This window comes from Streptosporangium sp. NPDC004631 (genome assembly GCF_053601935.1).
Genome location: NZ_JBSGCR010000013.1, coordinates 1 through 24023, shown reverse-complemented (window position 1 = coordinate 24023; position 24023 = coordinate 1). Strand labels below are relative to the sequence as shown.

Sequence of the window (24023 nt, the reverse complement as noted above, 5' to 3'; positions counted from 1 at the left end):
CTCGCGCCCCCGGCCCGCCGTTCCGCCACGGGGACAACCGTAGTCAGAGCGCCAACTCGGGATGGAGACGACGTATCGACCAGGTGCGCCCCCGGTGCACCGCGTAGACGCTCAGGGCCAGGCCCAGCGCGGTGAACACGGTCAGCACCCCGCACGCCTGCCAGACCACGGTGAGGTCGCCTCCGCTGATCAGTCGTCGCAGCGCGCCGACCACCCAGCTCATCGGGAGCCACGGTGAGATCGCCCGGAAGAGACCCGGTGAGGTCTCGATGGGATAGGTTCCGGCGGCCGAGGTGAGCTGGAGCATCAGCAGCGCCAGCACCACGACCCGTCCCGCCGGTCCGAGCAGGGCGTTCACCGCCTGCACGATCGCGAGGAAGGCGGCCGTGGTGAGTAGCAGGACCCCGGCCACCCCGGCCCAGTGCGCGGCCTCCATGCCGAGCCCGAACCTGATCACCGCCAGCAGCACCCCCACCTGCGCCGCTCCCAGGGCCAGCCCCGGAAGCCATCCGGCCATCGCGATCCGCCAGGCGGGAGCCGTACCGGCGAGGAGGCGGGGGTTGAGCGGGCGCAGCACCATGTAGCCGACCATCGCGCCGACCCAGAGCGCCAGCGGGACGAAGAACGGCGCGAACCCGGTGCCGTAGTCGGGCACCTCGTTGACGACCTGGCCGGCCAGCCTGACCGGCTCGCTCATCATGTCGCCGCGCTCCGCCCGCTCCCTTGGGCCGTAGTCGGGGATCTGCCCGGCCCCGTCCTCCAGCCTGTCGCGGAGCTCCCTGGACCCGTCGGCCAGCCGGCCGATGCCGGTGGTGAGCCTTCCGGCGCCGTCGCGCAGCCGGCCGACCCCGGTCTCCACCTCCGTCGCGCCGTCGCTCAGTCTGACGATCCCGCCGCCCAGCCGGGTCAGTCCCCGGCCGAGTCGCGCGGCCCCGTCACCGAGCCGGGAGAGGCCGGAGCCGATTTCGTCATTGGCGGTGCTCGCCTCGCCAAGCCCTTCGCGGACCTTGGCCGAACCTCGGGCCAGGTCGCCGAGGCCCGCGTCCAGCTCGTTGACCGCGTCCCGAGCCCGGTCCAGCCGCTGCCCGGCGGACGGCGCGATCTCGGCGGTACGGCCCGCGATCTCCGAGAGCCTCCGGGCGTCCCGCCGCAGCCGGGCCACGGCCTCGCCGCCGTCCGCCGGCCCAGGGTTCTCCAGTCGCCTGGCCACCTCCCCGGTGGACTGGACGAGCCGGTCGGCGAGGGCGCGGAGCCGTGGATCGGCGCCGGGGTCGTTCTCCAGCCCGCTCCGCAGCTCCTCGGCCTGCCGCCGAGCCTGGTCGGCCTCCTGCCCGACCCCGCCGGGCGGAGTCCCCGCACCGTCGGCGACCAGGTCGGCGCCCCGCTCGACGGCCTGCGCGAGTGACCGCAGCCGCGGGCCGCTCTCCTCCAGCAGCGGGACGACCTGGTCGGCCATCTTGTTGATCGTTGAGACCTGGGCGTGGACCCGCGTGTAGGCCCGCGCGCTGCCGTCCGCCACCTGCCCGGCCCCGTCCTCCAGCTTGGCCAGTCCCCGGCCCAGTGCGCGTGAGCCGCGCTCCGCCTCGTCCAGTCCCCCGGCCAGGACTTCTGCTCCGGCGGCCAGCCTGCCGGTGGCACCGTTGGCGCCGCCCAGGCCCACGGCGAGCCGGTGGGTGCCGTCCTTGGCCCGGCCGAGACCGGTGTTCAGGGTCGCCGCGCCCTCGCCCGCCTTCGCCGTACCGTCGTGCAGCTCGTCCGCGCCGTCTGCGGCCTTGGCGGCGGCGTCGTGCAACTCGCCGAAGGACACGAAGACGTTGTCCCAGTAGTCCTTCAGCGCGGTACGGCCGGCCGCGTTCTTGACCTCGGTGAACACCGCGTCGGAGATCGCGCGCATGATGTAGCTGCGGCCGGTGTCCACCCGCACGCCCAGCTCGGCGGGGAGCGGTGTGCCGTCACCCGAGGGCGAGGCGAGCCGGGCGCTGAAGTCGGCGGGGATGGTCAGCGACAGGTAGAAGCCGCCGTCGTTCACACCGTCGGCGGCCTGCCGCGCGTCGACCGTGTGCCAGTTGAAGATCCGCCGTTCCCGCAGTTCCCCGGCCAGCTCCCGGCCCGCGTCCACCGTCCTGCCGCCGGCGGTCGCCGGCCTGTCCTCCACGACCAGCGCCACCGGGATGTTCCCGAGGTTGCCCTGCGGGTCCCAGAACGACCACAGGTACAGTCCGGCGTACAGCAGCGGCAGCGTCACCACTCCGGCGAGCGCCACCGCGGTCAGCCGTGACCGGGTGAAGCGCCGCAGCTCCAGCTTTCCCAGGTGCAGCGATCTCATCGCCCCTCCTCATCGGCCGGTGCGGCCCCCGCGGGGCTTTCCGGGGTCTGCGCGTTCTCCGCGTTCCTTGAGGGCAGGCGCACGGTCGTCGTCGACTCGCTCTCGGTGCACGACGCGATGACGGTCAGCCCTCGGCCGGTCAGGTCTTCGAGCGTCGCCCAGAGGCCGTCTCGCCGCTCCCGGACGAGACCGGCGTCCACGTTGTCCAGGACCAGCAGGTCCGGCTCGTCGAGCAGTGCGAGCGCGATCCCGAGTCTGACCCGCCGCTCCCGGTCGAGGCCGCGGATCAGGGTCCGGTCGCCGGGGGACACCTCCAGCCCCGCCAGGGCCAGCGCGGTCCCGGCGCGCCTGTCCTGCCGCCGCCCCCAGAACAGCCCCCGGGACCTTTCGCGCAGGTGCTCGCGGATCGACAGCGCCCCGTCCAGGTCGTTGACCCCGTCGACCAGGCCGAGGGCGGCGACCCGCCGGATCGTCCTCGGCCTGCCGTATCCCCCGACGACGAGTTTCCCCTCGGTGGGTTTCATCCGTCCCGCCAGGGTCAGGAGCAGGCTCGTCCGTCCGCTGCCCGCCTGTCCGGCGACGGCCGTGAGGCTGCCGGGGGCGGCCTCCACGGCGACGTCGCGGTAGACCCACCCGTGCCCGCCCCGCAGGGACAGACCGCTCGCGCGCACCGCGACCCCCTGGAACACCGCGTCCTCCACCTTTTTAAACTGACCGGTCAGTGCAAAAAGTATCACGCAAAGAAGCCCCACCCGCTGCCGAGTGGGGCCTCCGTGCCGGGCTAGAACGTCGCGGAGCCGTACTCCTGGAGGAAGAGCGCCTCCGCGGTGGCCGTACGGCGCAGCTCCTCGATGTTGACCCGCTCGTTGGGCGCGTGGATCGCGGCGTCGTCGTCCTCGGCGCCGAACATCAGGATCGACGCGGCGGGGAACAGCTTGACCAGCGTGGAGACCAGCGGGATCGAGCCGCCGGAGCCGACGTCGCGCGGCGGCCGGCCAAAGGCACGTTCCATCGCCCGGTTCAGCGCGGCGCGGGCCACGCCGCCGGAGTCGGCGAGGTAGCCGGCGCCCAGCACGTAGTCGCTGAAGTTCACCCGGACCCCCCACGGGGCGACCTGCCTGAGGAAGTCGACCACGGCGTCCACGGTCGTCTTCGGGTCTCCCGCCGGGGGCACGCGCACGGTCACCCGCGCCCGTGCGACCGCCTGGACAGCGTTGATGGCCCCGGAGACGGTCGGCACGTCCAGGCCGGTGACCGTGATGGCGTAGGAGGCCCAGAGCCGGTCGGCCGGCGAGCCGGAGCCGACCAGCGAGACGCCGTCGAGCACGCCCGCGGTGGCGCGGAACTCATCCTCCGAGGGGCCGGCGCCGAGGAAGACGCCGCGTGGCAGGCCGGGGACGCGGATGTCCCCGTGGTCGTCGTGCAGGGCGGTCAGCATCCGGATCAGCGCCGCGAGGGCGTCCGGGGCGGCGCCGCCGAACGAGCCGCTGTGCAGCGACTCCCTCAGCGTGCGCACCTCGACGGTGAAGGCGCCCATGCCGCGCAGCGAGGTGGTCACCGACGGATCGCCCACGCGCGGGTTGCCGGTGTCGGCGACGATGATCGCGTCGGCGCGGACCAGTTCGGGATTCTGCTCGATGAAGCTCTCCAGGCGCTCTCCCGCGTACTCCTCCTGCCCCTCGATGATCACCTTGATGCCCACGGGGAAGCGGCCCTGGAAGGCGCGGAGCGCGGCGACGTGGGAGATGATGCCCGACTTGTCATCGGCGGCGCCCCGGCCGTAGATGGAGCCGTTGATCTCGGTGGGTTCGAAGGCGGGGGTGCGCCACAGCGCGGGGTCGCCCGCGGGCTGCACGTCGTAGTGCGCGTAGAGCAGAACGGTCGGTGCGCCGGGCGGGGCCAGGGCCTCCGCGTAGACGACGGGAAAACTCCCCTCCACCGGAATCTGCTGGACGTGCGGCAGCCCTATGCTGCGCAGCAGTCCCTCCGTCACCGCCGCGGCCGCACGCACCGGCTCCTCCGGGTAGCCCGGGAAGGCCACCGAAGGGATGGAGACGAGCCGCTTGAGGTCCTCCACCGCTTGAGGTAGACCCGCGGCGACAGCGCCCTCGATCTCGTCAGGAGTCACGACTTTCCCTTGCATCTAGGTATGTTCCCCCCTATTTGATCACAAACGGCGATCGGCAAACCTTTGGTGGCATTGCAACGTTCCAACGGGCGGCGGTCCGACCTGGCCCGAGCCGGGAGGGCGGAGGCGGGCACGCCCCGATTCTAGTCGCGGATTTCGTTGCTGTTATGCGAATGCTTTGCGGATTTCGGGGTTGTTATGGCATCTTGCCGCGTTTTCGCTTGGCAAGACGCTCTTCCGACATGCAGACTGGAGAGAGCTCAGCTCACCGAGGGAAGATAGCGATGACCCACCCCGAAAACACCGACGTGACCTCGATCATGAAGGCTGCGCAGGATCACCTGTGGATGCACTTCACCCGGCACAGCTCCTACGAGGGCGCGGAAGTGCCCACGATCGTGCGGGGCGAAGGCGCCTACATCTACGACATCCACGGTAAGCGTTACCTCGACGGCCTGGCCGGGCTCTTCGTGGTCCAGGCCGGACACGGCCGCAGCGAACTGGCCGAGGCCGCGGCCAAGCAGGCCCAGGAGCTCGCGTTCTTCCCGATCTGGTCGTACGCGCACCCCAAGGCCGTCGAACTGGCGCGGCGTCTGGCCGAGCAGACCCCCGGTGACCTCAACCGGGTCTTCTTCACCACCGGCGGCGGCGAGGCCGTCGAGACCGCCTGGAAACTCGCCAAGCAGTACTTCAAGATCACTGGCAGGCCGCTCAAGCACAAGGTCATCAGCCGCCAGATCGCCTACCACGGCACCCCGCAGGGGGCCCTGTCGATCACCGGCATCCCGGCCTTCAAGCAGATGTTCGAGCCGCTGGTCCCGGGCTCCGTCCGGGTGCCGAACACCAACCACTACCGTGCCGACGAGATCACCGGTGTGCCCGGCATGACCCCGGAGCAGTACGGCTACTGGGCCGCCGAGCGCGTCGCCCGCGCCATCGAGATGGAGGGCCCGGACACCGTGGCCGCCGTCTTCGTCGAGCCGGTGCAGAACGCCGGCGGCTGTTTCCCGCCGCCGCCCGGATACTTCAAGCGCCTGCGCGAGATCTGTGACGAGTACGACGTCCTGCTCGTCTCCGACGAGGTCATCTGCGCCTTCGGCCGCCTCGGCACCATGTTCGGCGGGCAGAAGTTCGACTACGTCCCCGACATCATCACCTGCGCCAAGGGCATGACCAGCGGTTACTCGCCGATCGGCGCCATGATCGCCTCTGAGCGCCTCTTCGAGCCGTTCAAGAACGGCACCGAGATGTTCGCCCACGGCTACACCTTCGGCGGTCACCCCGTCTCGTCGGCCGTGGCCCTGGCCAACCTCGACCTGTTCGAGCGGGAGGACCTGCTCGGCCACGTGACCCGTAACGAGCCGGTCTTCCGCCAGACCCTGGAGAGCCTGCTCGACCTGCCGATCGTGGGCGACGTGCGCGGCTCCGGATACTTCTGGGGCATCGAGCTCGTCAAGGACAAGGCCACCAAGGAGACCTTCAACACCGAGGAGTCCGAGCGTCTCATCCGCGGCTTCCTCTCCTCGGCCCTCTACGAGGCGGGTCTGTACTGCCGCGCCGACGACCGCGGCGACCCGGTGATCCAGCTCGCCCCGCCGCTCATCTGCGGCCCCGGGGAGTTCGACGAGATCGAGTCGATCCTCCGTTCGGTGCTCACGGAAGCGGGGAATCGGCTCTGAATCCGCCGCCGCACCAGCACAATGGTTCCCACCGAATCGTCACCGCCTCCGGTGAATCATCACCATGTTCGGCGGATGGGGCTGTGACACCCTTTGGCATCCGAAAGGAACCTTTATGAAGATTGGCGTGCCTGCCGAGGTCAAAAATCACGAGTACCGCGTCGCCGCGACCCCGGCAGGTGTTCACGAACTGGTCCGCAACGGCCACGACGTCTACGTCCAGCGCGACGCGGGTCTCGGCTCGCACCTTCCCGACGAGGAGTACCTGTCCGCCGGCGCCAAGATCCTTGACACCGCGGACGAGGTGTGGGGCGAGGCGGACATGGTCCTCAAGGTCAAGGAGCCGATCGCCGAGGAGTACGACCGCATGCGCCCCGGGCAGGTGCTCTTCACCTACCTGCACCTCGCGGCCGGGCACGAGTGCGCCGAGGCCCTGCTCAGGCGGCAGGTCACCGGCATCGCCTACGAGACCGTCCAGGTCGGCGGCGCGCTCCCGCTGCTCGCCCCGATGTCCGAGGTCGCCGGCCGTCTGGCCCCGCAGGTGGGCGCCTACAACCTGATGCGCTTCAACGGCGGCCGTGGCGTGCTGCCCGGCGGCGTGCCAGGTGTGGCCCCGGCCAAGATCGTCGTCATCGGCGCGGGCGTCTCCGGACTCAACGCGGCGCAGATCGCGGTCGGCATGGGCGCGGACGTCACCGTCCTCGACCTCAACACCGATCGCCTCCGGTACATCGACGCCGTCTACCAGGGCCGCTTGAAGACCCTCGTGTCGAACTCCTACACCATCGAGCGGGAGGCGCTCCAGGCCGACCTGATCATCGGCGCCGTGCTGATCCCGGGAGCCAAGGCGCCGACGCTCGTCTCCAACGACCTGGTCTCCCGCATGAAGCCGGGCTCCGTGCTCGTCGACATCGCCATCGACCAGGGAGGCTGTTTTGAGGACTCCCGCCCGACCACACACGCGGACCCGACCTACCGTGTCCACGACTCGATCTTCTACTGCGTGGCCAACATGCCGGGGTCCGTCGCCAACACGTCCACCTACGCGCTGACCAACGCCACGCTGCCCTACGCGGTCAAACTGGCCGGAATGGGCTGGAAGTCCGCGCTCCAGCAGGACTCCGCCCTCGCGCTCGGCCTCAACACCCACGAGGGCCGTCTCACCAACGACAAGGTCGGGCTCGCCCTCGGCCTGCCCTCCGTACCGGTCTCCGAGGTCATCGCCGTCTGACGCGGTGACGTCTGTCCTCACCGGGTTCGACGTTCTTCACGGCGCCGGTACGGCGGGCGGCATCGCGGCCCTGTCCGGCGCCGATGAACGCCGCGCGACCCGGTGAACGTTCCGGGCCACGGCACGCGCCCCCCGGAGCCGTACGGCCGGGCCCCGCACCCTCACCCGGGGGCGGGGCCCGGTCGTGCCGACGCCGGGGGCGCGCGCCGGTCGCAGAGTGGTCGCCTGGGGGCGCACGGTGGTCGCGCCGCGTTCAGCGCGGTCCCAGGCGGCCCCGTAACCCACGGACGGTGGCCAGGGCCTGCGCGACCTCGGCGAGGGTCGGCCAGGGCGCTCCGCCCGGACGCAGCAGCGCCGCACGGACCGAACCCAGGTGCTCGATCGCGTTCGGAGACAGCCCGCTCTGCCCGGCCAGCCAGGCCGTGACGTCGGTCCGGTCGCGCAGCGGCCGGGTGACCAGGTCCCAGGTTCCGAGGATCTCGGTCAGGTCGCCGACAGGCAGCGGGGTGCCGCCCCGCCGGGCCACGGCGGCGGCGGCCAGCTCGGCCCGGGCGACCAGCTCGGGCTCGGCGGCCCGATCCCAGACCGGGCCGGGCGGATCCGGCAGCCAGGTCTCCGCCTCGTCGGGAAGACCGGCCGCCGACAGCAGCGAGGCCAGCTCGGCCGCAGCCCGGCGGTGCCCGGCCCGCGCCGCCTGCCGGAACCAGTGCTGCCCACCCCGCAGGTCGTCGTGTTCGGCGATCAGCAGCAGGCCGAGGTTGAAGGCCGCGTCGGCGTCGCCGCCGGCCGCGGCCCGGCCGAACCAGTGGCCGGCCGCCCGGGGATCGCCCATCTCCACGCACACGAACCCGGCCGTCCGCTGGTCGTAGACGCGCCCGGTGTGGGCGGCCCGTTCGAACCAGGCGCGGGCGGTGCGCAGATCCCCGCGCGCCAGCGCGATCCCGCCGAGCTGAGACGCCGCCCCGGGATGCTCGCTCCTGGCGGCCAGCCGGTAGAACGCCGCCGCGCCCTCCGGATCCTGGTTGGCCTGGAGGAACAGGCCCAGATGGTAGGCGGCCGGTGCGTGCCCCCCACGGGCGGCCGTCTCCCACCAGCGCAGCGCCTCATCCTCCTCACCGGCGGCGTAGGCGAGAAAACCCAGATCGTGGGCCGAGGCCAGATCGCCGTCCAGCGCGGCCCCGCGGTGCCACTCCCCGGCGGCCCTCACCTCGTCGGCGTCCTCGCAGATCAGCGCGAGCCTGCGGGCGGCGGCCCGGGAACCGGCGCGGGCCGCCTTCTCGAACCATCGGCGGGCGGCCGGAAGGTCCCCGCACTGTTCCAGCAGGAGCGTCGCCAGGTTCACCGCGGCCTCGGCGTCGCCCGGACCAGCGGCCAGCTCGTACCACCTGACGGCCTCCGCCAGGCTGCCGTGCTTCTCGTGCCAGACCCCGAGGTTGTACGCGCTGTCCATGTTGCCGCTGGCCGCGGCGCGCTCCCACCAGTGCCGTGCCGCCGAACGGTCGCCCCGCTGCGCGAAGTGACGGCCGAGCAGGTGCGCGGCCCGCACGTCACCGCCGTGGGCGGCCGGCAGCAGCTCGCTCTCGCCGTCCGAGTCCTGCTCGTACCCGGTGTTCCGGGGTGGCGGCGCCGAGACCGCGGCCGTCTCCCGCTCACCCCGCCACCACCCCATGCCACCCTCCTCGCCAGCCAATGCACAGGGTGACATGTAACCGTCCAGCGGCGGAGCGTAATCGTGGAGTTGTCCTCCGGGGAGGATCCCGGGGCGGGGAACGGCCGGTCAGCGGGTGCGGCGGGGGGAGACCAGCAGGCCGGGACCGTCGCGGTGGACGTCGACGGCGCAGCCGTACACCTCGCTCAGCACACCGGGGGTGAAGACCTCGGCGGGGGAGCCGTGGGCGACGACGGCGCCGGAGCGCATGACGACCACACGGCCGGCGTAGGCGGCGGCCAGGTTGAGGTCGTGCAAAACGACCACGACGGCGTCCCCGGCCTCGGCGCGGTCCCGCGCGACCCGCATGACCTGCTCCTGGTGCCTGATGTCCAGGGCGGCCGTCGGCTCGTCCAGCAGAAGTACCGGCGCCCGCTGGACCAGCACCCGGGCCAGGGAGACGCGGGCCTGCTCCCCGCCCGACAGGGTCGGGTAGGCGCGGTCGGCCAGATGCGCGACGTCCGTCACCGCCATGGCCCCGTCGAGGAGCTCCCGCTCCCGGTGGTGGGGGAGGCGGGAGCCGTACAGGCCCATCGCGACCACCTCGGCCACCGTGAACGGGAAGGCCACGGTGACCCGCTGCGGGAGCACCGCGCGCAGCCGCGCCAGCCCGGTGGGCCGCAGCGAGCCCAGCGGATGCCCGGCCAGGGTGACCGAACCCGACGACGGGGCGGCGTCCCCGGCCAGCACCGACAGCAGCGACGACTTGCCCGCGCCGTTCGGCCCGACGATCGCGACCAGCTCACCGGGCGCCACCCGCAGCGACACGTCGGCGAGTAGCCGTACGGAGCCCGCCGAGAGGGACACCGAGGAAACGTCGATCACGCCCATCCTCCTTGCCGGGATCGGGTACGGCGGAGCAGCCACAGGAAGAACGGGCCGCCGAGCAGGGCGGTGAGCACGCCGATCGGCAGTTCGGCGGGGATGGCGACCGTCCGGGCGACCAGGTCGGCGGCCAGCAGCACGAAGGCCCCGGTCAGGGCCGAGGCGGGCAGCAGCATCCGGTGCCCGGGACCGGCGACCAGGCGGATCAGGTGCGGTACGACCAGGCCGACGAAGCCGATGACCCCGGCCGCCGCCACCGCCGCGCCGGTCAGCAGCGCGGCCAGCGTGATCACGCCGAGGCGGACCCGCTCGGTGTCCACCCCCAGGTGCCGGGCGCCGCGCTCGCCCAGCGCGAGCACGTCCAGAGCCCGCGCGAAGAAGGGGATCAGCGCCAGCCCCGCCAGGGTGAACGGAAGCACCCCGGCCACCACCGGCCAGGTCGCGCCGCCGATGCTGCCCAGGCTCCAGAAGGAGATCGAGCGCAGCTGGGCGTCGTCGGCGAGGAAGGTCAGCAGGCCGACGAGCGCCCCGGCGATGGCGTTGATCGCGATGCCGGTGAGGACCAGGGTGACGACCTCGGTCCTGCCGCCGGATCGGGAGAGCAGGTAGACGACGAAGGTGGCGATCAGCCCGCCGGCGAAGGCGGCCACGGTCACCGACCACTCGCCGAAGGCGCTGACGCCCAGCACGATCGTGCCGACCGCGCCCACCGCCGCGCCGGAGGAGACGCCGATGACCCCGGGCTCGGCGAGCGGGTTGCCGAAGACGCCCTGCATGGCGGCTCCCGCCACACCGAGCGAGGCGCCGATCAGCATCGAGAGCACCACGCGTGGGAAGCGGATCTGCCACAGCACGGCGTCGTGCGGGCCGGTGCCGCCGAAGACGGCCCCCACGACCTCGTCGAACGGCACCGGAACCGCGCCGATCCCCGCCGACACGGTGCAGAGCGTGGCGAGCATCACCGCGAGAACGGGGATCAGCGCGGTCCTGAGCGCCGCGCGGCCGGGCCGAGGCGCGGAAGCCCGCGCCGGCCTCCCCTCCCCGGTCCGGCCGCCGGAGTCTTCGAAACCGCCGGGGCCTTCGGGGGCTCCGGGGCCGGGGACCGCGAGAGCGACGGGGCTGCCGGGGGTACCGGGGCCGACAGGGGTGTCGGGGGTGTCGCGGGCCGCCTCCGCCGCGGTCTTCGGGGTTCTCACCTGCTCTGGAAGGCCGTGACGAGCTTGTCGACGGCCTGGCCGGTGCGCGGGCCCATACCGAGCAGTTCCAGGTCGTCCAGTGAGACGATCCGCCTGTTCCTCCCGGCCGGGGTCTCGGCGACGCCGGGTAGCTTGAGCAGGCCGTCGACACCGCCGACCGACTCCAGGCCCATGGCCATCACCAGGATGTGGTCGGGGGCGGCCTTCACCATCGCCTCGGCGGTGATCGGCTTGTAGCCCCGGACCCCGGCGGTGGTGCCCGCGTCCTCGGCCCCGGCCGCGGCGATCATCGCGTCCGCCCGGGTGCCGACGCCGCCGAGCTGGTAGGTCTTGGACTGGCCGCGCAGATAGAGAAAGGCGACCCTGGCCTTCTCCGTGCCGGTGACCCTGGCCCGTGCCGCGTCGATCTCGGCCTTCGTCCTGGCCGCCAGTTCGGCGCCCTTGTCCGCGACGCCGAGGGCCTTCCCCACGAGTTCGATCTTGCCGGGGACGTCGTCGACCCCTCCGGCCCCGGAGGGCACCGTGACGACCGGGATGCCCGCCCCCTTGAGCTGCTCGATCACCGGGGGTGGCCCGGCCTCCTCGGTGCCGATGAGTACGGTCGGCTTGAGCGACAGGATGCCCTCGGCGGCCAGCGACCGCTGGTAGCCGATCTGCGGCTTCCGCCGGGCCTCCGGCAGGCCCATCGCGGACAGGTCGACGCCCACGACCCTGTCGGCCAGGCCCAGGGCGAACACGATCTCGGCCACGTCGCCCGTCAGCGGGACGATCTTCGAGGCGTCCTTCACCTCGACGCTCGTCCCGTCCGCCGACTGAACGGTCACCGGGAGCCCCGGGCTCCCCGACGGGCTCTGAACCGCTGGCGAGGTCCCCTCCAGGGCCTTCGCCGGGGGCTCGGCCGTACTCCCACAGCCCGCCATGACGAGTGTTCCCGCAGCCAACAGGGCGGCCAAACCGTGCTTCATCGTTCTGCCTCTCCACATGCGCCGAGCCCGGGGGCCCGGGTGACGATCCCGCGCCGGCCCTGGTCACAGGCGTGAGCCCGGCCGTCTCGGTGTGGTGCCCGTCCGATGGTCGAGGCCGGACGGGCATGCCGGGTGACGGGCCGCCGAGGATGTCAATTAGGTAAACCTAAGCTAAATTAGGTAAGGCACACCTAAACATGCTCTTACCGGACACGTCAAGTACGGCGGCGCACACGGAACGCCTGTCTTCGGGACGTCGGGAGTCGCCCCGGCGGGACGTCAGGAGGTGCCCAGGCTCCGGGCGAAGACCGAGGTGTCCAGGGTGAAGCCGATCGGGTCGGGGATGTGCACCGGCGTGCCGACCGCGACGCGGGTGGAGGTCAGGTAGACCCCGTCCTTCGGGTCGCTGAGAACCGTCACGGTGGCGGGTGTGGCCACCGGATCGATGATGACCATCACGGGGATCCCCCCGAGGGCGTAGACGGCCGGCTTCCTGTCCCGGTCGTCGGTGACGCTGCCGGGCGACACGATCTCGGCCACCATCAGCAGGCCGGAGGAGAGCAGCTCGCGCTCTCCCGGCGGGGGCAGTCGGCCGGGGCCAGGACGAAGTCCGGCTCGACGGGGTCGCGCGGCCCGTCGATGCAGACGTCGACGTTGCCCGCATAGGCGCGCCAGCCACGCTCCCTGACCAGCGGGTACAGCTCGTAAGAGAGAAGTGTCGCGGTCCAGCCATGCTCGGGGGTGCCTACCGGGCTCACTATCAGTCTCCCGTCGATGATCTCGGTACGGAGCCCGGGGAGCCGCGGGAGCGCGTCGAACAGCTCCCGTGCCGTCCCGGGCAGGTGGTGGGACGCGGTGTCGGGAGAGGGCCTCAGGCTGGCGGGGCGCCGTCGTGATGTCATCGAAACTCCTTGAGGCTGGAGACTCCGGGTTTTAGCCCTGGGGAGGAAAGCCGGTACGACGCCGCACGGGCTGGTAGCGTGTCCGGCGGTGGCGATAACCAAGCCGCCGGTATGCGTGGCCGGTTGTATCCTCGCCGCCGGGCCGGTGGAGAGGTGAAACGCCTGTGGAGGGCTGGTAGGACCCGGCTCGCGAAAGCGGCGGGGCGCGGCCCGGTGAAACAGGAACCCCACCCCGTGAGGGGTGGAATCCCCCGGCTTCAGTCGTGGGGAGGAAGTCAAAACCATGAGTGTGTCCCTTCGTGACCTTGTGAACACGTTAAGTATCGTCGACGTGTCGTCCGGGGGTGGGGTTTCCGGTTGGAGACATCCCTCTGGGCGACCGCGGCGGACGGGGGTTCCGGGCCGGGGACCGGGAAGCGGGGCTAGAGCCAGCCGGGGCGGACCAGGCCGGACTCGTAGGCGATGACGACGAGCTGGGCGCGGTCGCGGGCGTGCAGCTTCATCATGGCGCGGCTGACGTGGGTCTTGGCGGTGGCCGGGCTCATGAAGAGCTTCCGGGCGATCTCGTCGTTGGTCATGCCCGTGCCGACCAGGGCCAGCACCTCGCGTTCGCGGTCGGTGAGCAGGCCGAGGTCCCGGGAGGGATGAGGGGCCTTGGCGCGGCTGGCGTACTCGGCGATCAGGCGGCGGGTCACGCCGGGGGAGAGCAGCGCGTCGCCGTCGGCGACGACGCGGACGGCCTGGATGAGCTCGGCGGGCTCGGTGTCCTTGACCAGGAAGCCGCTGGCGCCGTTGCGCAGGGCCTCGAAGACGTACTCGTCGAGCTCGAAGGTGGTCAGGATGATGATCTTCGGCCCCGGGGGCATCTCCCGGGTGGCGGTCAGGCCGTCCATGCCCGGCATTCTGATGTCCATCAGCACCACGTCCGGCCGGTACTCGGCGGCCAGCCGCAGGGCCTGGGCGCCGTCCGCGGCCTCGGCCACCACGGTCATCCCCGGCTGGGCGTCGAGCAGGGCACGGAACCCGGCCCTGACCAGGGCCTGGTCGTCGGCGAGAACAATCCTGATCACGCGCGCTCCTCCGGGATCGGCAGCCGTGCCTCGACCCGGAACCCTCTTTCACGAGGCCCGGCGGTCAGAGTGCCCCCGAGGGCCGAGGCGCGCTCCCGCATGCCGGGGATGCCGTTTCCGCTGCCCAGGCTCTCGGTGGAGGCGGCTCCGCCGGAGTCGGTGACCCGGATCAGCAGCTCGCGGGCACCGTACTCCAGCAGGACGGTGACCGCGGCGCCCGGCGCGTGCCGGGTGACGTTGGTGAGCGCCTCCTGCACGATGCGGTATCCGGCCAGCTCCACTCCCGAGGGGAGCGTCCTCGCCTCTCCCGATACCCGCCCGGTGACCGGCAGGCCGCTGCGCCGGATGAGTTCGTCGAGCCGGTCCAGCCCGGCGGCGGGGGAGCGGGGGGCGCCGTCGCGGAGCACGCTGAGCACCGAGCGCATCTCCGTCAGCACATCCTTGGAGGCCTGTTTGATCGTGGTGAGGGCGGTGCGCGCCTGCTCGGGGTGGTCGTCGATCAGGTGCAGCGCGGTGGAGGCCTGCACGTGGATGAGGGAGATGTTGTGCGCCAGCACGTCGTGCAGCTCCTGGGCCATGCTCAGCCGCTCCTCGCTGGCCTGCCGCCGGGCCTCCTCCCTGGCGACCCGCCGGTGCTCCATCAGCCGTTCGCTCCTGGCGCGGACGTACTCGCCCACGGCCAGCACCACGCCGATGAACGCCGCCACGGCGAGGTTGTGATACCAGGAGGGGATGGGCAGGCTGGTGAACCAGGTCGTGTAGACGGTGAAGAACGCGTACAGCAGGCCCGAGGCCAGCCAGGCGGCCCGCCGGTGACCGGTGGTGACGGCGCTGTGGATCGCGATGACCGGGCTGATGAAGACCGGGCCGTAGGAATATCCCAGGATAAGGAAGACACAGGTCACGACCATGGTCACGGCCATGGTGAGCACCGGGTGGCGGCGCCGTACGATCAGGGCGAGCGGGCCGATGAGAAGCAGCGCGTAACCGGCCGGGTCCAGCATGACGCGGGTCAGCTCGGCGCTGTGGACCTGGTTCCACTGCGCGCCCCTGGTGCCCACGACCTGGGCGACCGCCACGAGCAGCGGGAGCAGCGAGACGATCCATGGGGGTTTGGCGCGCACCTTCAGACTTTATGTCCACCTCGCGGGCCTGCGCGTCCGCCTGAGGCGGCAGCGGGGACTACACCGCCGGGGGTACGGAACCGGGGGTAAGGCGGGGGCCGGGGTGGGGAAGGGGGCTGACAAGTCCGGTCGGCTGAGTCAAGCTGTCTGCGGGAGGCATCATGATCACTCGCCGCTTGGTCGTGTCCGTCGCCGGGGTTCTGACCGGCGCCTCGGTCCTGTTCGTGCAGCCCGCCGCGGCGTCGCCGCCGCAGACGGTGGGGAGGGAGCCGGTCGCCGAGGGGTACGGCGGGGCGGTCTCGACCGTCGACCCGGACGCCAGCCGCGCCGCGCTGGACGTGCTGCGACGGGGCGGTAACGCGATGGACGCCGCGGTCGCGGCGGCGGCCACGCTCGGCGTCACCGAGCCCTACTCGGCAGGGCTGGCCGGGGGCGGGTTCATCGTCTACTACGACGCGCGGCATCGGAGGGTCCACACCGTCGACGGCCGGGAGACCGCGCCCCGGGCGATGACCGCGACCTCCCTGGAGGGCATTCCGTTCGACGACGCCGTCACCAGCGGGCTGTCGGCGGGGGTGCCGGGCAGCGTGGCGCAGTGGGAGCTGGCCCTGCGCCGGTTCGGCACGATCTCGCTCGGGCGGGCGCTCAGGCCCGCGATCGAGGTCGCCTCCCGGGGGTTCACGGTCGACCAGACCTTCCACGACCAGACCGCCGCCAACGCCGCCAGGTTCAAGGACTTCACCTCCACCGCCAGGCTCTACCTCCCCGGCGGCGCCCCGCCGCCGGTCGGCTCCGTCTTCCGCAACCCAGAGCTGGCCGAGACCTACCGGCAGCTCGGCAGCCGCGGCGGCTCCTGGCTGTACGGCGGGCGGCTCGGCTCGGAGATCGTGGCCACCGTCAAGAATCCGCCGGTCGTCCCCGGCTCCACCCGCACCGTACGGCCCGGCCTGATGGAGCTGTCCGACCTGACCGCCTACCGGGCGATCGAGCGGCCGCCGACGAAGGTGACCTACCGGGGCATGGACGTGTACGGCATGGCGCCCCCGTCCTCGGGCGGCTCCACGGTCGGCGAGGCGCTCAACATCCTTGAGGCGCTGCCGAAGGTGGGCGTGCACGAGTATCTGGAGGCGTCCCGGCTGGCCTTCGCCGACCGGGGCAGGTATGTCGGCGACATCCCGGGCGTGCCGCTGAGGGAGCTGCTCTCCGACGGCTTCGCCAAGGAGCGCGCCTGCCTGGTCGGCGAGCGGGCGATCGCCCACCCGGCCGCGCCGGGCGACCCCGACGGGACCTACGGGCCGTGCCGGGCCGCGACCCCGTCGCAGGCCACTCCGACACCCGCCGAAGGCCCGGAGACCACCCACCTGGTCGTGACGGACCGGTCGGGGAACGTGGCCGCCTACAACATCACCATCGAGTCCACCGGCGGTAACGGCATCGTCGTCCCGGGCCGGGGTTTCCTGCTCAACAACGAGCTGACCGACTTCACCTTCGGCCCCGCCCCCGGCGACCCGAACCTGCCGGGCCCCGGTAAGCGGCCCCGCTCCTCGATGGCCCCGACGATCGTCCTGGCGGGCGGCCGGCCGCTGCTCGCGGTGGGGTCGCCGGGCGGTTCCACGATCATCACCACCGTGCTGCAGATTCTGGTCAACCGCTGGGAGCTCGGCATGTCGCTGCCCGAGGCGCTGGCGGCCCCGCGGGCCACCCAGCGCAACACCGCCCAGACCCAGGCCGAGCAGGGGTTCCTTGACCGTTACGGGGCGGAGCTCACCCTCAGGGGGCACAGCTTCACGCCGAATCCCGAGATCGGGGCGGCCACCGCGGTGGAGTTCCTCGGCGGGGGAAGGCTCCAGGCCGTCGCCGAGCCCACCAGGAGGGGCGGCGGCAGCGCGCTGGTGGTGAGCGAGCGCCGCTGAGGTCCTCCCCGTCCCCGCCTCCGTGCCTTCCGGGCTCCCCGAGGTGAAAGCCGACCGGTCGGTATGAGAGGTGTCAGGGAACGAGAAGGACGTCGAGGGCGGTCACCGCCGACGTGGTCGGCCGCCCGCCGCCTGGGGCGGCGCTAGAGGAGAAGGTAGCCGACCACGGCGGCCGCCACCACGACGACGAGCGCGATGGTCGGCACGACCAGCGATCGCTTCTGCGGTGCGGCCTCCGGCTCTTTCCCCTGGGCGAACGCGCGGAACTGCTGGGTGTTGCCCGCCGGGTCAATCTGAGGATCAGACATGAGTCGACTTTAGCCACACGATCCACCACACCGATACTGATTCGTGGCACTTTCTAGGGGGGACGTCGGGGAAGTGGAGTGCGGCGGACGGCGAGATACGGTAAAGGGGAGTCGGCCAGGTGCGGTACTGAGGACGGGACCGTGCCACCAGGCGGATAGCGTGGTGTCATGCTCCGGATCCTGTTCTCTCCCCGCGTGCTGGTGCTCCACCTGCTCGCGGTCGGAGCGCTTGTCGTGTGCGGGCTGCTCGGCCGCTGGCAGCTCGGCGTGTTCGAGGACTCCGGTAAGCCGCACACGACACGGGATCCCGCTCCGGTGGCGGTCACCACCCTCACCCGGCCCGGCAGCCACCTGACGGGCGACGCCGTCGGCCGCCGGGTGACCGCCGAGGGAACCTTCGACCCGTCCAGGCAGCTCCTGGTCGCCGAGAGGGACCGGGGTCTGTGGCTGCTCACCCCGCTTGACCTGGGCGACGGCACCATGATCCCCGTCGTGCGGGGCTGGGTGCCCAGGGCCGACGATCCGGCGGTCGCCGTACCGCGGGGCGTGGTGACCGTGACCGGGCGGCTACGGCCGTCGGAGCCCACCGACAGCGTGCCGCGCAGGGCCGCGCAGCTGCCCCGGGGGCAGGTGCTGACCGTCTCGTCGGCCGAGCTGATCAACCTGTGGCGGGGCGCGAAGCTGCGCGACGGTTTCGTGGTGGCCACCGCCCAGTCTCCGGCCCCCGCCGTCGCGGCCACGCCGGTGACCGCGCTCCCACCGACCGAACCCGGCGGGCTCACCTGGCGTAACCTCGCCTACGCCGCCCAGTGGTGGATCTTCGGGCTTTTCGCGGTCTTCATGTGGTGGCATTTCGTGCGCGACATACTGCGCGGCCGTACGGCGGAGCGGGAGTCGGAGCCCGAGCCCGCCACGGCCTGAACGCGACATATCGGTGCAATGTCCGAACTCTGAGACCCGAGGTAGATGACCGTGGAATCCGCCCTCAAGCCCTTCCGTATCCTGGCGTACGTCGTCGGTGTGATGTTGCTCGTCCTGGTCACGTGCATCGTGCTCAGGTACGGCTTCGACATCGAGGGCCCGTCGAAGGTCGTCTCCCCGATCCACGGTTTTCTCTACATGCTGTACCTCGTGGCCACGATGAACCTGGGCATGAAGGCCCGCTGGGCCTGGCCGTACACCGTGGGCGTGATGCTCGCGGGCACCGTGCCGCTGCTGTCGTTCGTGTTCGAGCGCAAGGTCACCCGGCGCGTGGAGGCCGGGCTCGCGACCGCCTGACCCGCCGCGCGCCGGAGGGGTCCCGCCGGGCCCCTCCGGCGGGAGAACTCCTTGAAGCGGAGAGCTCCCCGACCGGGGAGACCTCCGGGGAGGAGGGTCCTCTCAGATCGGGGGGGAGCCCGCCTCCGGGCGGGAGGCGGAATCCCCTCCGCGGTGCGGGCCCACCGGTCGGGACCGCGGGCGCCGGCTCAGCGGCCGAGGCCGCGCTTGCGGGCGCGCTTGAGCCGTTCGCGCTGGGACGGGTCAAGCATCAGGTAGCCGACGGCCGGGGCGGCGACGACGCCCAGGACGATCAGCAGGGTCAGCCAGCCGGGCAGGATCAGCCATGACAGGAAAACGGCGATCCCCGCGCCGAGCGCGTACTTCTGGATGGGCGACATCCTCAACATCCTCCGAACGCGGAGCGAACGCCCCGCATGCTGTTCATTCTGCGTCGCCTGGTCAACGTCTGGCTCACCTGCGGGGTTCCATCCGAGATATATCGTGATTATCCGGCCGGTGCCCCGAGGGGCGTGGCCCGCTCGCCGGTGCTCCGGCCGGAGGCGGTTCAGTCACGGCGGTTCAGCTCCTCGACGATGAGCCGGGCCGCGCGCAGGGCCTGTCGGCGCAGATCGGGGGTCGCGCGTTCGCCCTTCTCCGACAGACTGACCTCGATCAGCAGGTTGCTGATCCGGAACCGGATCACCACGTGGATCCGGCCGAGCACGATCACGTCGTAGGTGAACGCCTCGGCACCGACCCGGTCCCCGTCCCGTAGCGGGCCGACCGTCCCGATGAGGCCCGTCCCCGCGTCCGCCTTGATCTTGACGCGCTCGGCGGTGAAGAACCGATGAGCCGTGTCCGGCCCGGACCTGCCGGGGGTCGGGGCGTGCGGGCCGAGCGCCACGCGGAGCTCGCGTCCGCCCGGAGAGTCACTCCAGCCGCAGTACGCCTCCGCGTCCTTCCTCGCCACGTCCGCCGTCGGAGCGCCGGTCGGTCCCGCCGCGCGGACCTGGGCCCTGGTGAGCAGGGTGCACGGGTCGGGTGCGTCGGCGAACCTGCCGGAGGCGGAGGCGGAGGTGGAGGCGGCGGGAGAGGGGGAGGCCGGGGGCGTCCCGGAGCCGCCCGTGGTCGGCAGGACCGTCACCGCCACCGCCACCCCGGCCACCACCGCGGCCAGTCCCGCCCCCACGACCCACCCGGTACGGCCGCGCCCGGACGGCGGTGCGTTCCGCGGCCCGTCCTGCGGTGCGTTCCGCGGCGCATCCGGCGGTGCGCTTCCCGGCGGAGTCCGCGGCGGGTCCTGCGGGGAGAGCGGGCCCGGCGGCGCCCCCCGGGCGATCCGGTGCAGGGCCGTACGGAGCGCGGCCTCCCCGGGCCGCTGCCGGGGATCCTTGGCCAGCATGGCCAGCAGGACCGGGGCCAGGTCGCCCGCCAGGGAGGGGAACGGGGCCGGCTGGGTGAGCACCGCGCCCAGGGTGGCGATGGGGACATCGCGCTGGAACGGGTTCTTTCCCTCCACCGCCGCGTAGAGGGTCGCGCCCAGGGACCACAGGTCGGCGGCCGGTCCGTCATCGGTGCCGTGCAGCCGCTCCGGGGCGATGTAGCCGGGGGAACCGACCAGCGCGTCCGGAGAGGTGAGGGGGGCGTCACCCTCCAGGGTGGCGATGCCGAAGTCGGTCAGCAGCACCCCGCCGTCCTCGGCGAGCATGATGTTGGCCGGTTTCACGTCACGGTGCATGATGCCCCGGCTGTGCGCGAGGCTCAGCGCGTCGAGCACGGCCAGGCCGATCACGGCCACCCGGGGCGGCGGGAGCGGCCCGTCCCGGCGGATCAGCCGGTCCAGGGAGCACCCCCGGACGAGGTCCATCACGATCCAGGGGCGGCCGTCCTGGGCCACCACGTCGTGCACGGCCACGATGGACGGGTGGCTCAGCCGGGCGGCGGCCCGTGCCTCGCGGAGGGTGCGCTCCCGCCGTTCCGCCCGCTCGGTCTCGGGCAGGTTCCAGCCGAGCCGTACCTCCTTGATCGCCACATCCCGGTTGAGCAGCTCGTCCCTGGCGCGCCAGACCACGCCCATCCCACCCTCGCCAAGCCGGTCGAGCGTGCGGTAGCGGCCCGCGAGCACGGGCGGCGACGGATCAGCCACGTGTCCTCAGGGACTCGGTGATCCAGCGGGCGACCTTCAGCGCGTCCTGCGCGATCCTGCCGTCGGAGTCCTCCTTGACGCTGCCCCGCTCGTACTGAACCTCGGCGATCAGGTTGCTGACCCGGAGGACCACGGTCACCTTGTAAGACCCGCCGTAGATGTTGATCGGGCTGTAGACACCCGCGGTGAACGCCTCCTCGCCCACCCCCTTCAGGTCCTGAGGGGGCACGGGCCGGGGTGTGGCGTGCTTCGCGCTGTCGACGAAGTCCTTCCTCTTGCCGGACAGATACTCCCTGGCCCGTTTGATCTCGGAGCCGTCCCGCTTCTGGGCGACCAGCCGGACCCGGAGGTCGAACTTCTCCGAGTTGGGCGTCCGCCAGTCATGCTGGTTGAGCCACTCGCACGTGGAGGGCTCGACCTCGGAGCTCTTGAACCCCGGCACGACCTCGTCGGCCTGCCGGTCGTCGAGCAGGCTGCAGGCCCGGGGCGCTGCGGCGAACCGGCCCTTGGCTCCGGCGGGTCCGGTGGCGGAAACGCCCTCGCCCTCGCCCTCGCCGGAGCCGCCGATCATCGGGGCGAGCAGTACGCCGATGGTGACGGCCATGGCGGCGAGCAGGCCACCGGTCAGCCCCACGATCGAGCGGGGCACCAGCACCCCGGTGGAGCGCCTGGCCGGCTCGGTCCGTCGCGCGGGTCCGGGGGGGCCGGTCGGGCTGGGGGGCATGGGTGCGCCGAAGGGCGGCGCGGAGTCGGGCGAGAAACCGGGCGAGCCGGGGAAGTCAGGAGAACCGGGGAAGTCGGAAGAGCCGGAGGAGTGGGGGAGATCGGGGGAGCCGGAAGAGCCGGAGGAGTGGGGGAAGTCGGGAGAGTCGGAGGAGTGGGGAAAACCGGGGGAGCCGCTTCCCGGCGGGACCGGCGGGGGCTCCTGCGAGCCGGGGACGGCGGGGGCCGGTGGCGCGGCCCGCGGTGTGCTCCGCGGTGTGGACGCCCGCTCGTGGAGGTCCCACGGGCCCTGGACGGGTGCCTCCGGCTGGAGGGGGCGCTGGACCGGCCCGGTCCTCTCCGAAGGGAACGGCGGGGCGGGGGCGGCCGAGGCCGACCCGGGGGCGGACCCGGCCTGAGGGGGCGGCTCGGAAGGAAACGGCGGCGGCGTGGACGCGGTCGATTCGGGATAGGCCGGTGTCGCGGGGGCCGGCGCCGGGGCGGTCGCCTCCGGGTGGAACGGCGGAGCGGGGAGAGGCGCTCCTGGGCGATCCACGGGAGAAGGCGAGGGGGAGAGCGCGGGGGCGGTTCCGGGGTGAAAGGGCGAGGGCGCCGGTGTGGCTGTCCCGAAGGGGGCCGGTGCGGTCGCCCCGGGGGGAGCGGGTCGGAAGGCGGGACCGGTCCTCTCCGAAGGGAAGGGAGCGGGATCGGCTGCTCCGGAGGGGAGGGGGGCGGAACCGGTCGCCTCCGAAGGGAAGGGTGTGGGGGTGGCTGCCCCGGGGCGGAGAGGTGAGGGCGGGGGAGCGGTCGTCTCGGCGGGGAGGGGCGAGGGCGAGGGGGTGGTCGTCTCGGCGGGGAAGGGCGCCGGAGCCGGGATGATCGCTCCCGGGACGAAGGGCCCCGCGGGAAACGGCGTGGAGGGCATCCGGCGGGACGGCGGAGGTAGCGCGTCGGCGGGGACCGGGGGCAGCGGGGTGTAGACGTCGCCCCGGCGTCGCGCGATGTCGAGCAGGGTCATGCGGAGCGCGCCGGGCTCGGGCCGCTGCCCCGGGTCGCCGGAGAGCAGGGCGAGCAGGACCGGGGTGATCGGGCCCGCCCTGTCGAGGGAGCCGCCCGGCGACGGGGGGCGGCCCTCGGCGGCGGTGTAGAGGGTCGCGCCGAGCGACCACAGGTCGGCCGCCGGGCCCGTCACCCCCTCGGGGGCGGTGAAGGCCGGGGACCGGAGGGTCGGCGGGGCGAGGGTGATCCGGTCGTGCGGGCCGAGCAGCACCGAGCCGGGCCGTACGTCGCCGTGGAGCATCCCACGGTTGTGCACGGCCACGAGTTGGTCCAGCACGGCCAGCCCGAGGGTGGCGACCTCGTGGGGCGCCATCGGCCCGAGTCGCCCGATCACCTGCTCCAGCGAAGCCTGCTCCAGCACCGCCGGGCTCGCCGCCTCGGCGGGGCCGGGCCCGGCGGCGGCGTGCCTGCCCTGCGGCCGGGGGACGTCTGGGTGCTTCATCAGATACCTCCAAAGAAACCCCCGCCTTTAGGCGGGGGAGGAATTGGACTCCTGTGGAGCAGGGCGGGGATAGGTGATTCGCCGCCGGGCGGACCGCCGTATCGAACACCCACACGATACTTAACTGGTCGTGCGGTAGAATGTGAGGCGTGACGCAGATCGTGAAGCGGGCCTACAAGTACCGCTTCCACCCGACCCCCGAGCAGGCCGAGGAGCTTGCCCGGACGTTCGGCTGCGTGCGCCTCGTCTACAACAAGGCTCTGGAGATGCGCACCCGCGCCTACACGCTGGAAGGCCGCAAGGTCTCCTACGTGCAGTCCTCGGCGGCGCTGACCGAATGGAAGAAGACCACCGGCCTCGCGTTCTTGAACGAGGTGTCGTCCGTTCCGCTCCAGCAGGCGTTGCGCCACCTTCAGGCGGCGTTCTCCAACTTCTTCGCCAAACGGGCCAGGTACCCCACCTTCAAGGCGCGCAAGAAATCGCGGGCAAGCGCGGAGTACACCCGGTCGGCGTTCCGCTGGCGCGAGGGCGCGCTGACCTTGGCGAAGATGGACGCGCCGCTGGCCATCGTGTGGTCGCGTCCGCTGCCGGAGGGGGCGACGCCGTCCACCGTCACCGTGTCCAAGGACGCGGCCGGACGCTGGTTCGTTTCCCTGCTGGTCGAGGAGAGGATCAGCCCGCTGGCTCCGGTCGATCAGAGCGTGGGCGTGGACGCCGGGATCACGTCCCTGGTGGCCCTGTCGACCGGCGAGAAGATCGTCAACCCGAAGCACGAGCGCGCCGACCGGCACAAGCTCGCCAGAGCCCAGCGCTCCCTCGCCCGCAAGGCCAAGGGTTCGGTGAACCGGGAGAAGGCCCGCCGGAAGGTGGCTCGGGTGCACGCCCGGATCGCCGACCGCCGCCGGGACCATCTGCACAAGGTCACGACACGGCTTGTTCGCGAGAACTGTGAGGATGGTCTCGTGCTGCTTCGAGCTTCGGCTTGACCCGCGCGAGAACAGACCCCGGTGTCTTGGCTTGGATCTGTCGGCCGGGGCTT

General features: G+C 72.3%; 20 protein-coding genes and 1 pseudogene. 6 read left to right on the top strand and 15 right to left on the bottom strand.

The annotated features are described in order from the left end of the window. Nucleotides 1-43 precede the first annotated feature (43 nt). From ACWEF2_RS15485 to ACWEF2_RS15475, 3 genes are all read right to left on the bottom strand, one after another. Nucleotides 44-2326, bottom strand: a complete 2283-nt coding sequence (locus tag ACWEF2_RS15485) for a YhgE/Pip domain-containing protein (RefSeq protein ID WP_453815647.1) — start codon at nucleotides 2324-2326, stop codon at nucleotides 44-46. Continuing rightward, complete coding sequence (locus ACWEF2_RS15480; RefSeq protein WP_453815646.1) at nucleotides 2323-3015, bottom strand: ABC transporter ATP-binding protein; 693 nt, start codon at nucleotides 3013-3015, stop codon at nucleotides 2323-2325. The genes ACWEF2_RS15485 and ACWEF2_RS15480 overlap by 4 nt, the downstream gene beginning before the upstream one ends. A gap of 92 nt (nucleotides 3016-3107) precedes the next feature. Next, nucleotides 3108-4454: a M20/M25/M40 family metallo-hydrolase gene (locus ACWEF2_RS15475; protein ID WP_453815644.1), complete on the bottom strand. Its 1347-nt coding sequence runs from the start codon at nucleotides 4452-4454 to the stop codon at nucleotides 3108-3110. Nucleotides 4455-4738: 284 nt separating this feature from the next. On the opposite strand from ACWEF2_RS15475, the gene ACWEF2_RS15470 reads away from it, so the two are divergent. Both ACWEF2_RS15470 and ald read left to right on the top strand, forming a co-directional pair. Continuing rightward, entirely contained in the window at nucleotides 4739-6133 is a 1395-nt protein-coding gene (locus tag ACWEF2_RS15470) for an aspartate aminotransferase family protein (RefSeq protein ID WP_453815642.1), read from the top strand. A 115-nt stretch (nucleotides 6134-6248) separates the two neighbouring features. Next, on the top strand, nucleotides 6249-7364 hold the full coding sequence (gene ald / locus ACWEF2_RS15465) for an alanine dehydrogenase (RefSeq protein ID WP_453815640.1): 1116 nt from the start codon (nucleotides 6249-6251) through the stop codon (nucleotides 7362-7364). 253 nt (nucleotides 7365-7617) lie between these two features. Here the strand turns inward: ald and ACWEF2_RS15460 are convergent, their stop codons facing one another. From ACWEF2_RS15460 to ACWEF2_RS15425, 8 genes are all read right to left on the bottom strand, one after another. After that, nucleotides 7618-9033, bottom strand: coding sequence for a tetratricopeptide repeat protein (locus ACWEF2_RS15460; RefSeq protein WP_453815638.1), 1416 nt, complete (start codon nucleotides 9031-9033; stop codon nucleotides 7618-7620). Nucleotides 9034-9141: 108 nt separating this feature from the next. Beyond that, nucleotides 9142-9903 carry a heme ABC transporter ATP-binding protein gene (locus tag ACWEF2_RS15455; protein ID WP_453815636.1) on the bottom strand — a complete coding sequence of 254 codons (762 nt, stop codon included), beginning with the start codon at nucleotides 9901-9903 and terminating at the stop codon, nucleotides 9142-9144. Then, the gene (locus tag ACWEF2_RS15450) at nucleotides 9894-11093 is read right to left on the bottom strand and encodes a FecCD family ABC transporter permease (protein WP_453815634.1); all 1200 of its coding nucleotides are present in this window, start codon (nucleotides 11091-11093) and stop codon (nucleotides 9894-9896) included. The genes ACWEF2_RS15455 and ACWEF2_RS15450 overlap by 10 nt, the downstream gene beginning before the upstream one ends. Next, the gene (locus tag ACWEF2_RS15445) at nucleotides 11090-11917 is read right to left on the bottom strand and encodes a heme/hemin ABC transporter substrate-binding protein (protein WP_453815632.1); all 828 of its coding nucleotides are present in this window, start codon (nucleotides 11915-11917) and stop codon (nucleotides 11090-11092) included. Before ACWEF2_RS15445 ends, ACWEF2_RS15450 begins: the two co-directional genes overlap by 4 nt. A 420-nt stretch (nucleotides 11918-12337) precedes the next feature. Next, nucleotides 12338-12586, bottom strand: coding sequence for a hypothetical protein (locus ACWEF2_RS15440; protein WP_453815631.1), 249 nt, complete (start codon nucleotides 12584-12586; stop codon nucleotides 12338-12340). Between the two features lie 14 nt (nucleotides 12587-12600). Then, nucleotides 12601-12960, bottom strand: a complete 360-nt coding sequence (locus ACWEF2_RS15435; protein WP_453815629.1) for a Uma2 family endonuclease — start codon at nucleotides 12958-12960, stop codon at nucleotides 12601-12603. 422 nt (nucleotides 12961-13382) lie between these two features. Continuing rightward, a complete protein-coding gene (locus ACWEF2_RS15430) occupies nucleotides 13383-14030 on the bottom strand; it encodes a response regulator (RefSeq protein WP_453815627.1) in 648 nt (215 codons plus the stop codon). Beyond that, on the bottom strand, nucleotides 14027-15154 hold the full coding sequence (locus tag ACWEF2_RS15425; RefSeq protein WP_453815625.1) for a sensor histidine kinase: 1128 nt from the start codon (nucleotides 15152-15154) through the stop codon (nucleotides 14027-14029). The genes ACWEF2_RS15430 and ACWEF2_RS15425 overlap by 4 nt, the downstream gene beginning before the upstream one ends. 161 nt (nucleotides 15155-15315) lie before the next feature. On the opposite strand from ACWEF2_RS15425, the gene ACWEF2_RS15420 reads away from it, so the two are divergent. Then, nucleotides 15316-17067, top strand: a complete 1752-nt coding sequence (locus ACWEF2_RS15420) for a gamma-glutamyltransferase family protein (RefSeq protein WP_453815623.1) — start codon at nucleotides 15316-15318, stop codon at nucleotides 17065-17067. Nucleotides 17068-17210: 143 nt separating this feature from the next. Here ACWEF2_RS15420 and ACWEF2_RS15415 read toward each other — a convergent pair whose 3' ends face one another. Continuing rightward, nucleotides 17211-17375, bottom strand: coding sequence for a hypothetical protein (locus tag ACWEF2_RS15415; protein ID WP_355592144.1), 165 nt, complete (start codon nucleotides 17373-17375; stop codon nucleotides 17211-17213). 168 nt (nucleotides 17376-17543) lie between these two features. Here ACWEF2_RS15415 and ACWEF2_RS15410 point away from each other — a divergent pair, with 168 nt between their 5' ends. Together ACWEF2_RS15410 and ACWEF2_RS15405 are read left to right on the top strand one after the other, a co-directional pair. Beyond that, entirely contained in the window at nucleotides 17544-18296 is a 753-nt protein-coding gene (locus ACWEF2_RS15410) for an SURF1 family protein (protein WP_453815621.1), read from the top strand. 45 nt (nucleotides 18297-18341) lie between these two features. Beyond that, nucleotides 18342-18653 (top strand): DUF3817 domain-containing protein, encoded by a 312-nt coding sequence (locus ACWEF2_RS15405; protein WP_355592148.1) that lies wholly within the window; start codon nucleotides 18342-18344, stop codon nucleotides 18651-18653. A gap of 188 nt (nucleotides 18654-18841) precedes the next feature. Here ACWEF2_RS15405 and ACWEF2_RS15400 read toward each other — a convergent pair whose 3' ends face one another. The 3 genes from ACWEF2_RS15400 to ACWEF2_RS15390 form a co-directional block, all read right to left on the bottom strand. Beyond that, nucleotides 18842-19033 carry a hypothetical protein gene (locus ACWEF2_RS15400; RefSeq protein ID WP_453815619.1) on the bottom strand — a complete coding sequence of 64 codons (192 nt, stop codon included), beginning with the start codon at nucleotides 19031-19033 and terminating at the stop codon, nucleotides 18842-18844. A gap of 167 nt (nucleotides 19034-19200) precedes the next feature. Then, a complete protein-coding gene (locus ACWEF2_RS15395; RefSeq protein WP_453815617.1) occupies nucleotides 19201-20781 on the bottom strand; it encodes a protein kinase domain-containing protein in 1581 nt (526 codons plus the stop codon). Next, nucleotides 20774-22984 (bottom strand): hypothetical protein, encoded by a 2211-nt coding sequence (locus ACWEF2_RS15390; protein ID WP_453815615.1) that lies wholly within the window; start codon nucleotides 22982-22984, stop codon nucleotides 20774-20776. The genes ACWEF2_RS15395 and ACWEF2_RS15390 overlap by 8 nt, the downstream gene beginning before the upstream one ends. A gap of 149 nt (nucleotides 22985-23133) precedes the next feature. Here ACWEF2_RS15390 and ACWEF2_RS15385 point away from each other — a divergent pair. Beyond that, nucleotides 23134-23931 (top strand): annotated as a pseudogene (locus ACWEF2_RS15385) (RNA-guided endonuclease InsQ/TnpB family protein); the annotation flags it as partial. Nucleotides 23932-24023: the final 92 nt, after the last annotated feature.

Coding starts and splice junctions, on each gene's coding strand:
- ACWEF2_RS15405 (WP_355592148.1), top strand. CDS start 18,342: ATGACCGTGGAATCCGCCCTCAAGCCCTTCCGTATCCTGGCGTACGTC.
- ACWEF2_RS15400 (WP_453815619.1), bottom strand. CDS start 19,033: ATGTCGCCCATCCAGAAGTACGCGCTCGGCGCGGGGATCGCCGTTTTC.
- ACWEF2_RS15455 (WP_453815636.1), bottom strand. CDS start 9,903: ATGGGCGTGATCGACGTTTCCTCGGTGTCCCTCTCGGCGGGCTCCGTA.
- ACWEF2_RS15460 (WP_453815638.1), bottom strand. CDS start 9,033: ATGGGGTGGTGGCGGGGTGAGCGGGAGACGGCCGCGGTCTCGGCGCCG.
- ACWEF2_RS15410 (WP_453815621.1), top strand. CDS start 17,544: ATGCTCCGGATCCTGTTCTCTCCCCGCGTGCTGGTGCTCCACCTGCTC.
- ACWEF2_RS15485 (WP_453815647.1), bottom strand. CDS start 2,326: ATGAGATCGCTGCACCTGGGAAAGCTGGAGCTGCGGCGCTTCACCCGG.
- ACWEF2_RS15435 (WP_453815629.1), bottom strand. CDS start 12,960: ATGACATCACGACGGCGCCCCGCCAGCCTGAGGCCCTCTCCCGACACC.
- ACWEF2_RS15390 (WP_453815615.1), bottom strand. CDS start 22,984: ATGAAGCACCCAGACGTCCCCCGGCCGCAGGGCAGGCACGCCGCCGCC.
- ACWEF2_RS15415 (WP_355592144.1), bottom strand. CDS start 17,375: ATGTCTGATCCTCAGATTGACCCGGCGGGCAACACCCAGCAGTTCCGC.
- ald (WP_453815640.1), top strand. CDS start 6,249: ATGAAGATTGGCGTGCCTGCCGAGGTCAAAAATCACGAGTACCGCGTC.
- ACWEF2_RS15470 (WP_453815642.1), top strand. CDS start 4,739: ATGACCCACCCCGAAAACACCGACGTGACCTCGATCATGAAGGCTGCG.
- ACWEF2_RS15420 (WP_453815623.1), top strand. CDS start 15,316: ATGATCACTCGCCGCTTGGTCGTGTCCGTCGCCGGGGTTCTGACCGGC.